14 protein-coding genes are annotated in these 14,956 nt (G+C 58.9%); 11 read left to right on the top strand and 3 right to left on the bottom strand.

Going from position 1 to position 14,956, the window contains the following annotated elements:
* Positions 1-2 precede the first annotated feature (2 nt).
* The 11 genes from G359_RS17175 to G359_RS17125 all read left to right on the top strand — a co-directional run bounded on the left by G359_RS17175 (position 3) and on the right by G359_RS17125 (position 11,435).
* The gene (locus G359_RS17175) at positions 3-761 is read left to right on the top strand and encodes an ABC transporter ATP-binding protein (protein WP_045837108.1); all 759 of its coding nucleotides are present in this window, start codon (positions 3-5) and stop codon (positions 759-761) included.
* A complete protein-coding gene (locus tag G359_RS17170; protein ID WP_045837107.1) occupies positions 758-2,017 on the top strand; it encodes an ABC transporter permease in 1,260 nt (419 codons plus the stop codon). Before G359_RS17175 ends, G359_RS17170 begins: the two co-directional genes overlap by 4 nt.
* A 29-nt stretch (positions 2,018-2,046) precedes the next feature.
* Positions 2,047-2,622 (top strand): DUF3299 domain-containing protein, encoded by a 576-nt coding sequence (locus G359_RS17165; protein WP_045838170.1) that lies wholly within the window; start codon positions 2,047-2,049, stop codon positions 2,620-2,622.
* Between the two features lie 242 nt (positions 2,623-2,864).
* On the top strand, positions 2,865-3,899 hold the full coding sequence (locus tag G359_RS17160) for a sulfate ABC transporter substrate-binding protein (protein WP_045837106.1): 1,035 nt from the start codon (positions 2,865-2,867) through the stop codon (positions 3,897-3,899).
* Positions 3,900-4,193: 294 nt separating this feature from the next.
* A complete protein-coding gene (locus G359_RS17155; protein ID WP_045837105.1) occupies positions 4,194-4,913 on the top strand; it encodes an RBBP9/YdeN family alpha/beta hydrolase in 720 nt (239 codons plus the stop codon).
* A gap of 336 nt (positions 4,914-5,249) precedes the next feature.
* On the top strand, positions 5,250-6,581 hold the full coding sequence (locus tag G359_RS17150) for a porin (protein ID WP_045837104.1): 1,332 nt from the start codon (positions 5,250-5,252) through the stop codon (positions 6,579-6,581).
* Positions 6,582-6,795: 214 nt separating this feature from the next.
* A complete protein-coding gene (locus G359_RS17145) occupies positions 6,796-7,458 on the top strand; it encodes a helix-turn-helix domain-containing protein (RefSeq protein ID WP_245280077.1) in 663 nt (220 codons plus the stop codon).
* Positions 7,459-7,685: 227 nt separating this feature from the next.
* The gene (gene cysT / locus G359_RS17140; protein WP_045837103.1) at positions 7,686-8,519 is read left to right on the top strand and encodes a sulfate ABC transporter permease subunit CysT; all 834 of its coding nucleotides are present in this window, start codon (positions 7,686-7,688) and stop codon (positions 8,517-8,519) included.
* Positions 8,519-9,415, top strand: a complete 897-nt coding sequence (cysW, locus tag G359_RS17135) for a sulfate ABC transporter permease subunit CysW (protein ID WP_045838168.1) — start codon at positions 8,519-8,521, stop codon at positions 9,413-9,415. Before cysT ends, cysW begins: the two co-directional genes overlap by 1 nt.
* A complete protein-coding gene (locus tag G359_RS17130; protein WP_045837102.1) occupies positions 9,412-10,509 on the top strand; it encodes a sulfate/molybdate ABC transporter ATP-binding protein in 1,098 nt (365 codons plus the stop codon). The genes cysW and G359_RS17130 overlap by 4 nt, the downstream gene beginning before the upstream one ends.
* The gene (locus tag G359_RS17125) at positions 10,506-11,435 is read left to right on the top strand and encodes a CysB family HTH-type transcriptional regulator (RefSeq protein WP_045837101.1); all 930 of its coding nucleotides are present in this window, start codon (positions 10,506-10,508) and stop codon (positions 11,433-11,435) included. The genes G359_RS17130 and G359_RS17125 overlap by 4 nt, the downstream gene beginning before the upstream one ends.
* Positions 11,436-11,459: 24 nt before the next feature.
* Here G359_RS17125 and otnI read toward each other — a convergent pair whose 3' ends face one another.
* From otnI to G359_RS17110, 3 genes are all read right to left on the bottom strand, one after another.
* The gene (otnI, locus tag G359_RS17120) at positions 11,460-12,254 is read right to left on the bottom strand and encodes a 2-oxo-tetronate isomerase (protein WP_045837100.1); all 795 of its coding nucleotides are present in this window, start codon (positions 12,252-12,254) and stop codon (positions 11,460-11,462) included.
* Between the two features lie 27 nt (positions 12,255-12,281).
* Positions 12,282-13,250: a lipoyl synthase gene (lipA, locus tag G359_RS17115; RefSeq protein WP_156150894.1), complete on the bottom strand. Its 969-nt coding sequence runs from the start codon at positions 13,248-13,250 to the stop codon at positions 12,282-12,284.
* Positions 13,251-13,410: 160 nt separating this feature from the next.
* Complete coding sequence (locus G359_RS17110; RefSeq protein ID WP_045837099.1) at positions 13,411-14,670, bottom strand: L,D-transpeptidase; 1,260 nt, start codon at positions 14,668-14,670, stop codon at positions 13,411-13,413.
* Positions 14,671-14,956 lie beyond the last annotated feature (286 nt).

Below are 14,956 nucleotides of genomic sequence, written 5' to 3'. Positions count from 1 at the left end.
CCATGAGTGAATATATCGTGGCTTCACGAGACACGCGGATAGAGGGCGAAAGCCCTCTTGACGCGGTTTCGTTCGAGAACGTGCATTACTCCTGGCCCGGGACCTCGCCGTTCTCCCTTACGATCAAAAAGTTTTCGCTTGGCCGCGAGGAGAAGCTTTTGCTTCTTGGTCCGTCGGGAAGCGGGAAGAGCACGTTCCTCAGTCTGCTTGCGGGAATCGTATCTCCGAACGAAGGGCGGATCGATGTGGCCGGCACCGAGATGGCGAAGCTCAGCGGAGCGCGGCGCGACCGGTTTCGCGTCGACAACTTCGGCATCATCTTCCAGATGTTCAATCTGCTGCCTTACGCGTCGCTCATCGACAACGTGTTGCTGCCGCTCAGGTTCTCTCGCACGCGGCGCGAAAATGCGCTTCGAGAGGGATCGATCGATGACGTTGCGCGAGGGTTGCTCGTGGCGCTCGGTCTCGACGAGACGGTGATTGCGACAGTGAAGGCTGCGAGCTTGAGCGTCGGGCAGCAGCAGCGCGTCGCCGCGGCGCGGGCATTGATCGGTGCGCCGCAAATTCTGGTGGCGGATGAGCCGACGTCGGCGCTCGATCGAAATACGGAAGAGGCGTTTCTAAAGCTCTTGTTTGCGCAAAGCGAGAAGGCAGGTACGAGCGTCATCATGGTCAGTCACGATGAGGGATTGGCGCCGCATTTCGATCGCGTCGTGCGTCTCGACGAAATCGCCGTCTCGTCGCGAGGTGCCGTGAAATGATGATTTTTCGTCTCGCGTTTCAGTCATTGCTCAACCGCTGGGTGACGGCGTGCCTGACGGTTCTGGCCATTGCCGTGAGCGTCATGCTGCTGCTCGGGGTCGAGAAAGTTCGCACCGGTGCGCGGCAGAGCTTCGCCGACACGATTTCGGGAACGGATTTGATCGTCGGGGCGCGCAGTGGCAGCCTCAATCTGCTGCTCTACTCTGTTTTTCGCATCGGAAACGCGACCAACAACGTGACCTGGAAGAGCTATCAGGACATCGCAAAGATGCCTGAGGTTTCCTGGATCGTTCCGATGTCGCTTGGCGACAGCCACCACGGCTTTCGCGTGCTCGGCACGAATGCCGATTACTTTACGCACTACAAATTCCGTCACGGCCAGAGCATGACGTTTGCATCGGGCGGTCCATTCACGGATTTGTTCGATGCGGTCATCGGATCGGATGTCGCGGACGCGCTGGGATACAAGGTTGGAGACAGGATCGTCGTCGCGCACGGTGTCGGCTCGATCTCGTTCGTCGAGCATGAGGACAAGCCGTTCCGCGTTTCTGGCATCCTCGCAAAAACGGGCACGCCGATAGACCGGACGGTGCACGTCAGCCTCGAAGCCATCGAAGCTATTCACATCGATTGGCAGAATGGCGCGCCTGTTCCCGGCGAAAATATCTCGGCGGATGCGGTGCGCAAGATGGATCTCACGCCGCGCGCCATAACGGCGGCGATGGTCGGTCTCAACTCGAAGCTTGCAACATTCAAAGTGCAACGACGGATCAACGATTATCCGGAGGAGCCGTTATCGGCGATCATGCCGGGCGTTGCTCTGCAGGAGCTTTGGGGACTTATCGGAACAGCCGAGACGGCTCTATCTGTTGTTTCGGCGATGGTCGTTGCGACGGCGCTGCTCGGCATGGTGACGATGATCCTGACCACGCTCAACGAGCGGCGTCGCGAGATGGCGATCTTGCGCTCGGTCGGCGCGACACCGGCAACGGTGCTTGGACTGCTTGCGGCTGAAGGCGGACTGTTGACGCTCGCGGGCGTTATTGCCGGAACGCTTGGTCTTTACGTGGGGCTCTATCTGATGCGGCCCTATATCGATCACACGTATGGGCTGAGCCTCGCGATCGATCCGCCGCGACCCGATGAATGGTTGAAGCTCGGGTTGATCGTCGCCGCGGGGTTCATTGCTGGCTTGTTGCCGGCGATCCGAGCGTATCGGCTGTCGCTGGCTGACGGCATGATGGTCAGAGTGTGATCGGTTTCATTTTTTGGAAGGATGCAGCTATGGCATCGAAACATCTTCTGGCTCTGGGCGTCTTGCTCCCCCTCGCGTTTTCCGTTGTGGCGTCTTCGAACGTCGTTGCCGATGCGCCTCTGCAACTCAAGTGGGCTGATCTCATACCAAAGAACGTGCCTGGCCCATCGCCGATGCAGTCGAAGACGTTTTTCGGTGGTTCGGTGCCGCCGGCTACGGATGCCGGTCCTCCTCCGCCTCCGCTGCCTGAGGGCAACTTCATGTCGGTGAAGCGGCGGCAGCCTGGGAGCGATCGTCCTCCGGCCATCGTGCAGGAGCTCGATGGGAAAAGCGTCGCCATCGGAGGCTACGTGGTGCCGCTCGATTTCGACGCGACGACGGTGAAGGAATTTCTTCTCGTTCCGTTTGTGGGGGCCTGCATCCACGTGCCCCCGCCTCCCGCCAATCAGATCATCTATGTGAAGACGGACAAGGGCTTCGAGATCGGGGGGGCCTTCGATCCGGTCACGGTCACGGGCAAAATCAACACGAGCGAGGCTTTTACCGGGCTCGCGGATGCCGGTTACACGATCACGGCAGACACCGTGGAACCGCGAAAACAGTAGGATTGGCAGGGTGGCCTCTGACGATCCCCAGCGGCGTCCGTCCTCGGATTTCGGCTAGCGGCGAGCGAAAAATTTCGTTTCGTCGGGCTGGCTAGGATTTCCATTTTAACAGATTGAGCCCCCGCAGTTAGGGGATTTCGACCGCCGAAACGTCTAATAAGCTCAGCATTTCTTCTTCGTTCATGGAGAAAGCACCCGTCGATAGGGTTGCTCTTAGGTCAATTCCAACCTGAGAGGTTCTCATGTCGTTTCTACCCCTGACGCGCAGATCGGCCATCGGTGCCGCCCTGGGCCTCGGCCTTGCTGGACTTTCCGGCTACGCCTCAGCCGCAGAAATCTCGTTGCTCAACGTTTCGTACGATCCGACCCGCGAACTCTATCAGGCCTACAACGCAGCCTTCACCAAGTATTGGAAGGCCAAGACGGGCGATGACGTAACGATCAAGCAGTCGCACGGCGGCTCGGGCAAGCAGGCTCGTTCGGTGATCGACGGCATCGACGCCGACGTCGTGACGCTGGCGCTCGCGGCCGACGTGGATGCGCTTCATAAGAACGGCGATCTGATCAAGGCAGACTGGATCAAGCGCCTTCCCGACAACTCGGCGCCTTATACGTCCACGATCGTTTTCCTCGTTCGTAAGGGCAACCCGAAGGGCATCAAGGATTGGTCTGATCTGGCTAAGGACGGCGTCGAGGTCGTGACGCCGAACCCGAAGACGTCGGGTGGTGCACGCTGGAACTATCTCGCTGCCTGGGGTTACGCGCTGAAGCAGCCCGGCGGTAGCGATGCTACGGCGAAAGATTTCGTCGCCAAGATCTACAAGAACACCAAGGTTCTGGATTCCGGCGCTCGTGGTTCGACGACGACTTTCGTCGAGCGTGGCATCGGCGACGTGTTGATCGCATGGGAAAATGAAGCCTATCTCTCGGTCAAAGAGCTCGGTCCCGACAAGTTCGAGATCGTCACGCCGTCGATTTCAATTCTTGCCGAGCCGAACGTTGCCGTCGTTGATAAGGTCGTCGACAAGCGCGGTACGCGAGCAGTTGCCGAGGAATATCTGAAGCATCTCTACAGCGAAGAAGGCCAGGAGATCGCAGCGCAGAATTTCTATCGTCCGCGCGATGCAAAGGTCGCTCAGAAGTACGCAAGCCAGTTTGGCAAGGTGCAGACGTTCACCATCGATGACGTCTTCGGCGGCTGGACCAAGGCGCAGGCTGAGCACTTCAAGGACGGTGGTGTATTCGATCAGATCTACACGCCTGGCAACAAGAGCTGAAATGCTCGCTAGAAACTGAATTCGTGCGCCGTTCCTCTCGCCCGGAAGCTCCTCCAGACCATTTCCGATGAGCAGGGCGGCGCACGAAGCAGGTTGATCGATCACTTCGTCGCGGAATTCGAAACAATGCTGATGTCAGGACAAGGTTGCGAGAGGTGTTGCGGGTCGTTTCTCCGCTAGCCGGATCCAGATCCGGAGCACCGCCTGTGAGTGCGAGTACTCAATCCTACGCCTCAGGACTTTGCAGACCATAGCCAGCCCCATCCCTAGGGCTCAGCATCAAGGGTGAATTCAATGTCGACAACTCTCATCGCTCCGGGACTTCGTTCGAGCGGACCCACACATTGGCAAACTTGGCTCGAGAGACGCGTTAGCGGCAGCATCCGAGTTACGCAGCGCGACTGGAACGATCCTCACCTACCCGAATGGTCGGCTCGCGTTCGTCGCGAAATTGCACACGCAACCGGCCCCATTTTCATCGCCGCCCACTCCTTCGGCGCCTTGGCCGCCGTCCAAGCCGCGAGCGACCACGCAGAGCGAATCGCTGGCGCACTCCTGGTCGCGCCGGCCGATCCCGAGACGTTCGGAGTGGCTGAATTTCTGCCGGTGAAGCCGTTGGCATTCCCGGTCGTGGTGGTCGCGAGCCGTAACGATCCTTGGATGGCAATCGATAAAGCGCGTCGCTGGGCGGATCTCTGGCGGGCCGATTTCGTCGATCTGGGCGAAGCGGGGCACATCAATGCCGAAGCCGGTTTTGGGCCGTGGCCCGAAGGTCTTGCGTTGCTTGAGAGACTGCGTCGCGCTGCCGAGTTCCGGTCGGCCGCTGAACGGCTCGCCGCATTGGACCTCTCTCAGTCGCGGCCGTTGCAAAGGCACTGGCTGGCTCGGAGGCGGCAAGCGCTTCGCGGATCGCAACCTCTCGATCATCGCGACATCGTGGGCGCAGCGGCGCTGCTCAGAGCAGCCGGCTGGACCGTTGGCGCGCCAGTTGTACCCGGTTGTGGTACACGATAGCCACTCCGCTGTACCACCCCGCGGAAGAGCTTGCTGCATTGGAACTCTTTTGATCCCGGCCATTGTGACGGCATCGGCTGGCTCGGCGACCCCGAGCGCTCCCCGGGTCACCTCTCAATTATCGCGAATATTGTAGGTGCTGCTGCGCTGCCCAGACCAGCCGGGGGACCTGTCGGTGCAACAGCTGTACCGTCGTGTGGTACAAGATAGTCACTCCGCTATTGCAGAAATACCAGCGTGGACGCGTGCGCTGTTGAACACTGTAATCAGATCATTAAAAACAAAAGGAGAAAGTAATGCACCAAAAGTAGCTAACAGACGGGGGTCTGAACTTACATGAAATTTTCACAGGGTACGCGGGGCCATTGGGGTCTTTGGGTTGCCGCTTTGATGATCAGCGGGTGGGCGATGCCTGCGGCTGCAGCGGATCTCGGCGGCAATTGCTGCGCCGATCTCGAAGAGCGCGTTGCCGAGCTTGAAGCCACGACGGCTCGCAAGGGCAACCGCAAAGTCAGCCTGACCGTGTCGGGCTGGGTAAACGAGAACGTGATCTGGTGGGACGACGGCAGCGAGAGAAATGCTTACGTCGGCACGAACCCGGTTGAACAATCTCGTTTCCGCTTCCTCGGCGAAGCTAAGATCAACGCCGATTGGTCTGCGGGCTACTTGCTTGAAATCGGGGTATATGGCGGCAACAGCAGCAAAACCGATCAGGATAACCCGGACGGCACGAGCGGCACCTCCAATATCCTTTCGGTTCGCAAGAGCAGCTGGTTCTTAAAGAGCAAGACTTTCGGTAAGCTCTCTGTCGGTCAGGACAGCACGGCGACCTACCATTTGCTCGACGACGCCGACACGACTCTAACGCGTAACTTCTACGACGCGGAAGGTCCTCCGGATTATCTCCAGAGCTTCTACCTCCGCGGTAAAGACGGGAGCAAGATCAATAGCGGAGGTAATCTGAAGTGGGGTGACGCGCTTCGCGGCTTCAACAACTCGACGCCGGGTGATGACGGACGCCGGAACGTTGTGCGCTACGAGTCGCCGGTGTTTGCTGGTTTCAACGTTGCGACGGCCTGGGGCGAAGACGATATCTGGGATGCGGCCTTGATCTACAAGGGCGAAGCCGGCGATTTCAATTACAACGCACGGGCCGGTTACGGCCAGTCGACGGATGGCTTCTCCACGCCTTGCCACGGCTCGGGCTCGTCGCCTGATAACGCACTCAATTGCGAGTGGTGGGGCGTATCTGGCTTCATTCAGCATGCCCCGACCGGCCTGTTCGTTTACGGCGGTTATGGCAAGCAGCATGATGGCTCGAACGATCCCGCCATCGACGCGAAAATTCTCGAGAAGGACAGCACAACTTGGTTCGTCCAGGGCGGCATCGAGAAGAAGTGGATCCCGCTGGGTAAGACCAACGTTTTCGGTATGTATCGCCAGGATGACGCTGGTTCGAACGTAACCAGCTCGGGTACCATCAGAACAACGGGTGCCAACATCAATTTCTGGGCAGTCGGTGCAGCGCAGAACATCGAAGCGGCCGACTCGACCCTCTACCTCGTCTATCAACATGCTGATGGCGATGTGAAGGTTGGCAATACGACAGATGCAACCGACCTGTCGGCGATGCAGCAGGTCATCGGCGGTATGAAGATCAACTTCTGATCTTGCGCCGCTCACCGGCGGCCATGACGGACATCTGATCCCCGTCAGATCTTTGCGAGAAGGGCGACCCAACCGGTCGTCCTTCTCGTTTTTTTTGCAAATGCTGCACCGCGTTGAGAAATGCTCCGAGCAGCAAAGTTCCCTCATAAGCTCATCACTTCTTCTTCGTTCTGCCGGTATCGCCGCTCGGGTATCCGTATTTGCAGATGCAAATATGATGGCGAAAGTCGCGGCGATGGTGATGGCCAGAAAAGAAGACTTTGAGAATTTCCAAGGCGCGGATAACGGCCCGACGAAGCTTTCAATCATCGTGGGCGAAAATTTGCGTCAGCTCAGGCGCAAGAATGGCTTGTCGCTCGAACAACTGGGTGCGTTGTCAGGCGTCAGCCGGGCGATGCTCGGGCAGATCGAAACTGGCAAAAGTGCTCCTACAATCAATCTGTTGGGCCGCATAGCGGAAGCTTTGAAAGTATCGGTCCCAAGTCTCATTTCCAGTCCGGGCGTGGGTGGGACGATCATCGTGCCGCGCGATCGGGCGACGGTCGTTTCGTCGAGCGAAGGCGGCTACGTCAGCCGCGCGCTTTTTCCGTGGGGCGATCCGCAGAGCATCGAAATTTACGAGGTTACGGTCAGCCCGCATCACCGCGAGACGTTTGCTGCTCAGGCGGCGGGTGCGAAAAAAAACCTCACCGTCATCTCAGGAAGCATCGAGATCATCGTCGGTGAGGATTCTCCAGCTCGGCTCGCCGAAGGCGATGCGATCCTCTTCAATGCGGATACGCCGCATCATTTTCGCAATCCTGGGGACGGTGAAGCAAAAGCATTTCTGGTCGTCACCGGCCTCGATGGTTCGAACGCGCGCGTGCGACAGGGTTAATGCTGTCTCTTCGTGGGTAATCCCGATAATCGAATATGCTTAGCATCTCTTATTTGTTAGCCGGGGGTTGGCTCTCAAATAGTGTGCATGTCGTTTGCTTTAGCAGAGAGATAAGCGGATGACTGCGAACCAAATCATATTCAGCACGGCACTGTCTTGGGCCGGCGTTTTGGCCGCCGCGGGGTTCGTGATCGTGGTGGCTTTGCTAGTTTAATGGGCGAGGGGAAATGTCTGGGGTGAATAAAAGGGTCCTTCCGGGCTTCGGGCTATCGCTCGGGTTCACGCTGGTCTACCTGTCGCTGATCGTTCTCATTCCGCTCTCCGCCGTTTTCATCAAAACTTCGACGATGAGCTGGCAGGAGTTTCTCGATGCGGTCGCTTCGCCGCGTGTCATCGCTTCTTATAAGCTGACGTTCGGGGCGTCGTTTCTGGCGGCTGTGATCAACGCCGTTTTCGGTTTGATGCTCGCCTGGGGTTTGACGCGCTATACGTTTCCGGGCCGGAAAATCGTCGATGCGTTGATCGATCTTCCCTTCGCTTTGCCGACGGCCGTCGCGGGCATCGCGCTTACGGCGATCTACGCGAAGAACGGTTGGATTGGCAGCCTTCTCGACCCGCTCGGCATCAAGATCGCGTTCGGTCCTCCCGGCGTGCTTGTTGCGCTCACGTTCATTGGCCTGCCGTTCGTCGTCAGAACGGTCCAGCCGGTGCTCGAAGATCTCGAAACTGAGTATGAGGAAGCTGCGGCGAGCCTCGGCGCGACGCGCTTGCAAGCGTTTCAGCGCGTGGTGTTTCCGACGCTCTTTCCGGCCTTGCTCACGGGCTTCGCTCTGGCGTTTGCGCGTGCCGTCGGGGAATACGGTTCGGTGATCTTCATCGCGGGCAATATTCCGATGGTTTCCGAAATTACGCCGCTGATCATCATCACGAAGCTCGAGCAATTCGATTACAAAGGCGCGACGGCCATTGCCTCCGTCATGCTGGTCATCTCATTCCTGCTTCTGCTTTTGATCAACGGGTTGCAGGCTTGGACGGCGCGGCGCACGGGGAGGACGATCTGATGGCTGGCGTTGCTGCAGCGTTCGATGCGCGGCCAGATACGGCCGGCAAGTTCGAAGCCAATCCTGCGACGCGGGATGCGGCTTGGGTGAAGTACTTGGTGATCGGCTTGGGCCTCACCTATTTCGCCGTCTTTCTCTTGCTGCCCCTTATCGCGGTCTTCGTGGAAGCTTTCCGCAAGGGCGCGGCCACATATTTCACGGCACTCGTCGAGCCCGATGCGCTGTCGGCCATTCGCCTGACGCTGTTGGCGGCGGTGCTGTCCGTTCCGCTCAATCTGCTTTTCGGGTTGTCGGCGGCCTGGGCAATCGCGAAGTTCCAGTTCCCGGGCAAGAATTTTCTGATCACCCTCATCGATCTGCCGTTCTCGGTTTCGCCGGTGGTCGCGGGCTTGATCTACGTTCTGGTGTTTGGTTTGCAGGGCTGGTTCGGGCCTTGGTTGCGCGATCATGATATAAAAATCATCTTCGCCGTGCCGGGCATCATCCTGGCGACGACGTTCGTCACGTTCCCCTTCATTGCGCGCGAACTCATCCCGTTGATGCAGGCGCAGGGCAAGGATGAAGAGGAGGCCGCGATCTCGCTCGGGGCTTCGGGCTTTCAGACATTCTGGCGCGTGACGATTCCGAACGTCAAATGGGCGCTGCTCTACGGCGTTATCCTTTGCAACGCGCGTGCGATGGGCGAGTTCGGCGCGGTGTCGGTCGTCTCCGGTCACATCCGCGGCGAGACCAACACGATGCCGCTGCACGTCGAAATTCTCTATAATGAATATCAGTTCGCCGCCGCCTTTGCTGTGGCGTCGCTGCTGGCGCTGCTGGCGCTGGTAACGCTGGTCTTGAAGACTTACGTCGAATGGCGCGCCCATCGTCCGATAACTGTGGAAGAGGTTTCATGAGCATCGAGGTCATTGGCGTCAGCAAGACGTTCGGCACGTTCAAGGCGCTGAATAACGTCTCCCTGAATTTTCCAGACGGCGAACTCGTGGCACTTCTCGGCCCATCGGGCTGCGGAAAGACGACGCTGTTGCGCGTCATTGCTGGTCTCGAGCATGCCGATACGGGTCGGATCGTGCTCGACGGCATCGACGCGACGGACAAGGATGTTCGTCAGCGCCGGGTTGGCTTCGTGTTTCAGCACTATGCGCTCTTCCGGCATATGACGGTGTTCGAAAACATCGCGTTCGGTCTTCGCGTGCGTCCTCGCAATGAGCGCCCGAGCGAAAAAGAAATTCGCGCCAAAGTCACGCGTCTGCTCGATCTGGTGCAGCTCGGCTGGGTTGCAAACCGCTTTCCGACGCAGCTTTCGGGCGGCCAGCGGCAGCGCATTGCGCTTGCCAGGGCGCTTGCCGTCGAACCGCGCGTTCTGCTTCTCGACGAGCCTTTCGGCGCGCTCGACGCCAAAGTTCGCAAGGAGCTTCGGCGGTGGCTTCGGACGTTGCACGACGAGCTGCACATCTCGTCGATCTTCGTGACGCACGATCAGGAAGAGGCGCTTGAGGTTTCCGACCGGATCGTTCTCGTCAACAAGGGAAGCGTCGAACAGATCGGCTCGCCGAGAGAGATCTACGAGCAGCCTGCGACAGCTTTTGCATATGGCTTTATCGGCGCGGTTAACGAGTTCCGCGGCCGCGTCGAGGGCGGCTATGTACGCGTGGGCGATGAGCGATTGCGCTTTGAGACCGGCAACTTCAAAGACGGTCAGGAGGTCATTGCCTTCAGCCGCCCGCACGATACCGAAATCATTGCGAACCCGCAGTCCGATGATGGGGTATCGGCAAGCATCAATCGAATTCTTGGCACAGGCTCGGTTGCGCGTGTAGAACTTGTCGCCAATGGCGACGCGCGCGAGGGGCGGAAAGACTTCTTCGAGGTCGAGATCCCAGGGTCTGAAATTCAGACGCTCGGATTATCGACGGGGCAACACGTTAAACTCAGGGGACGCCGCTTGAGCGTCTTTCCAACGCAGAACACAGCACAGGCAACTTCGTGAACTTTCAGCAACTCCGCATCATCCGTGAAACACTGCGGCGCAATTTCAATCTCACAGAAGTTGCCAACGCGCTCTACACCTCGCAATCAGGTGTTTCGAAACATATCAAAGATCTCGAAGACGAACTGGGAGTCGAACTCTTCGTACGCCGTGGCAAGCGGCTGCTGGGTCTCACCGAGCCCGGCAAGGAATTGGCGCTGATCGTCGATCGCATTCTGCTCGATACCGCCAATATCAAACGCCTTGCCGATCAGTTCGCTGGATCGGATCGCGGCGAGATCGTCATCGCAACGACGCATACGCAGGCGCGCTATGCGCTGCCGGGGCCGATCGCGGCTTTCCGGAAGGAATTTCCCAACGTTCATCTTGTTTTGCATCAGGGGACGCCGAGAGACATCGCGGCGATGCTGAACGACGGTACGGCGGACATCGGCATTGCTACCGAAGCGTTGGAAGACACGCCCGAGCATGTGACTTTCCCGTTCTATTCCTGGCATCACGGCGTCATCGTGCCAAAGGGACATCCGCTCGAAAGCGAGAAGCCTGTCACCTTGGAAAAGATCGCCGAATGGCCGATCATCACGTATCACGAAGGCTTCACCGGCCGGCCCGCGATCGATGCGGCTTTTGCCTCGGCTAATCTTACGCCCGATATCGTGATGGTCGCGCTCGACGCCGACGTCATCAAAACCTACGTCGAAGTCGGGCTTGGAATCGGCCTCGTCGGCTCCATGGCTTATGATGCGAACCGCGATACCGGTTTGACGCTGCTCGACAGCTCTCATCTTTTCCCGAAATCGACGTCGCGCATCGCGCTTCGCCGCGGCCGCTTCTTGCGCGGCTTCGCCTACCGGTTCCTCTCGCTTTGCTCGCCCGCGCTGACGGAGAAGGTCATCAAGGACGGCATAGCTGCGCCGACGGAGTGAAGCGCCTCGAGCCCGGGCCGACGACTAGGCCGTCTGAGCCTTCGACTTCAGGCTTCTGAACCACTCGAGGCTGTCGTAGGTCGAGGCGAGCGGCCGGTATTCGCAGCCGATCCATCCTTTGTATCCGATCCGGTCGAGATGCCGGAATATGAAGGGATAGTTGATCTCGCCCGTGCCCGGCTGGTGGCGGCCGGGCGTATCCGCGATCTGGATGTGGGCGATGATGTTCAGGTATTTGTCGATGGTCGGCGTCAGATCGCCTTCCATGATCTGCATATGATAGACGTCGTACTGCAGGCGTAGGTTCGGCGCTTCGACGGTTTCGATGATGTCCGCGGCTTTGGCCGTGGAATCGAGAAAGTAGCCGGGTATATCGCGGGTATTGATCGGTTCGATCAGCAGCGTCATGCCTTCGTCGGCCAGAGCTTTGGCCGCGAAGCGTAGGTTCTCGACATAGGTTTTGCGCATCGCCCGGTGATCCGCGCCGAGCGGGGCGATGCCTGCAAGGCAATGGAGCTGGGGGCAACCGAGCACCTTGGCGTATTTGACAGCGCGCCCGACGCTATCGCGAAATTCGCCGACGCGGTCTGGATAGATCGCAATGCCGCGTTCGCCCGCATCCCAATTGCCGGCGGGCAAATTGAAGAGCACTTGGCGTAGTCCATTTGCTTTCAGACGTGCAGCGATGTCGTCGGCGTCGAACTCGTAGGGAAAAAGAAACTCGGCGCCTTCGAAGCCTGCCGCGCTGGCCGCTTCGAAGCGATCGAGAAACGGCATCTCGTTGAACAAGAGCGATAGATTGGCCGCGAATTTTGGCATGATCGCCCTGCTTGCCGATGTAACCGATTAAGACGAAACGCGTTCGCGGTGGGCGGCCTGAAGGCGTCGGAAATCGTCGCCTGCATGATACGATGATCGCGTCAAAGGAGACGCTGCCACGAGCAGAAATCCCTTAGCGCGTGCGGCTTGTGCGAGACCTTCGAACTCGTCCGGCGAAACGTAGCGATCGACGGCTGCGTGTTTTCGCGTCGGCTGCAAATATTGGCCGATCGTCAGGAAGTCGACGCCTGCCGACCGGAGATCGTCCATGACTTGCAGAACTTCTTCGCGCTTTTCGCCAAGGCCGACCATGATTCCCGACTTCGTGAAAGTCTGAGAGTCGATTTCCTTGGCCCGCTGAAGAAGCCGCAACGAATGGAAGTAACGGGCGCCGGGGCGAATGCGCAGATAGAGAGCCGGCACAGTTTCAAGGTTGTGGTTGAAGACGTCGGGTCTCGCGGCAATCACAGTTTCGAGCGCGCCGTCCTTACGCAGGAAATCCGGCGTCAGAACCTCGATCGTCGTAGAGGGAGAGGCAACTCGAATGGCGCGGATGGTTTCGGCGAAGTGGCGTGCTCCTCCATCGGCGAGATCATCGCGATCGACGGAGGTTACGACTACGTGCTCAAGTGCGAGACGTGCGACGGCTTCGCCGACGCGTTGGGGCTCGCCTGAATCAAGTGCTGAAGGCAGGCCGGTCGCGACGTTGCAGAATGCGCAGGCGCGGGTGCATACGCCGCCCATGATCATCATCGTGGCGTGCCGCTTTTGCCAGCAATCGCCGATATTGGGGCAGGCTGCTTCCTCGCATACCGTGTGGAGCTTGTGTTCGCGAACGATGGCCCGCGTGTGGTCGTAGCCTGGCGATCCAGGCGCGCGGACACGCAACCAATTCGGTTTCGGCAACGACGGCGTTTCGGAGTGCGCGACTTTTTCAGGGTGGCGCGGGCGCGGCGTCGTGCCGGTGATGTCAAGCAAAGTGACCAAGGGCGCCATCAGGCAGGAGACAACTAATCCCACCATACTAACTGCTGCTGCGGGAATGTAACAGACACACCTTCATGCGGGCCGGTTGCGGCTCCCATGCGGTTACCCAAAAGAAAAGGGCGGCTCAGAGGCCGCCCTCAAACTCATGATGATTAGATCAGACGTTCGGTCACTGAACCTGAACGGCTGCGGCCTTATGGACGGGAAGCGCATCCGATTCCGAAGTCGAGGCCTTCGTTGCCGGGGCGCCTGCATCCGATTCCTTGCCGTGGGCCGAAACTTCACTCGGCTTGACCGGATCCGGAACTGCCATGGCCGGGCTTACGACCGGGTCGGCAAGCGGCTCGGACGTGGAAGCGGTTGCTTTCTTCTTTGCGCTCGAAGTGCTCGCCACCTTCTTTTTCTCAATCGAAGCTGACTGTTCGGTCTCGGATTTCGCCTCGGCAGATTTGTGCTTCGGCGCCTTTTCAGCGTCCTTCTGCTGAGGTGCCTGCTCCGACGTTGCCTTTTTGTCGAAGGGCTTCGGCGCTAGGGCCTGATCGTCATCGTCCCTCGTGGCGTCGCGGGATGCCTGATTCTGCGTGTCGTCTTGCGACGCAGACGCCGTCTGCTTCGGCTTTTCTTCCCAGAAGAAGAAGTTTTCGCCGCCATTCGATTGATTGCTGGCGGTGCGTGCGCTCGACGTTTTGCGAGAGTACGCGCCGTATTCATAGGACGACGAGTCCGACGATGCGGATGCCGACGCCGAAGCTGCACCTGCCGAAGCGGGCGCTGCCGAAGCTGCCCGTGGGTTCGAGTCAGCATCGCCGTAGCGCGGGTATTTATCGCCGGAAGAAATGGTCTTGGTCGAGAACTGCTGCCACGTGACCGTCACGCGCGTTCCAACCGGCACGCGCGGATAGAGATCGAGCACGTCCTCGTTGGTCATGCGGATGCAGCCGTGCGAAACGGCTTGGCCGATCGTCCAGGGCGCGTCGGTGCCGTGGATGCGGTAGGCGCTGCTGCCGAGGTACATCGCGCGAATTCCGAGCGGATTCATGGGATGGCCGCCCGGGACCCAACGCGGCAGGCGCGGGTTCTTGCTGACCATTTCCGGCGTCGGGGTCCACGGCGGGTTGACGCGCTTGTTCGTTACCGACGTCACACCCTGCCAGCGGGCTTCGCCGGTCGGGATCGCGACGGGATAGGTCATCGCTTCGCCCGGCTTTGTGATCCAATAGAGCCGGCGATCAGAGAACGAGACGATGATCTGACCGGGATTATACTTCGGATCGAACGACACGATGCTGCGGCCACCGCCGTACTCGGGGCTGCCGCCCCAGAGGAAGTCCACGAGGTCTTCGGCTTTTGCCGATGATGCGGACATCAACCCGCCTGCCATGACGATGGCGGCAACGGTTAATCCGCTAATGATACGCGGCAGGCTCATCGGGGGGATGCTCCGGGTTTGGTGAACAACAATATACCCTAAACGCAGAATGAGGGGGTCATCCTGTGCTTCTAATAGTGAAGAGCCGGTATAATTCAGTCTCGTTTTCATCGGCAGAGCAGGGAAGTCACAGTTCCGCGGGGATTGCATTCTGCCCCACTGACTTTCCTAGGGTTTTACGAATTTTCGAAGCATGTGTTGCGGTTTGATGACTGTAAAATCTGAGTTCGTTCTTTGTCTGCGCAGCCTTGACGGATTCCAGCATTGAAACTAGAACAAATGTAGA

Source organism: Hyphomicrobium sp. 99, assembly GCF_000384335.2.
Classification (GTDB): Bacteria; Pseudomonadota; Alphaproteobacteria; order Rhizobiales; family Hyphomicrobiaceae; genus Hyphomicrobium_B.
The sequence above is the reverse complement of the archived record's forward strand: the minus strand, read 5'-3'. Positions and strand labels throughout refer to the sequence as shown.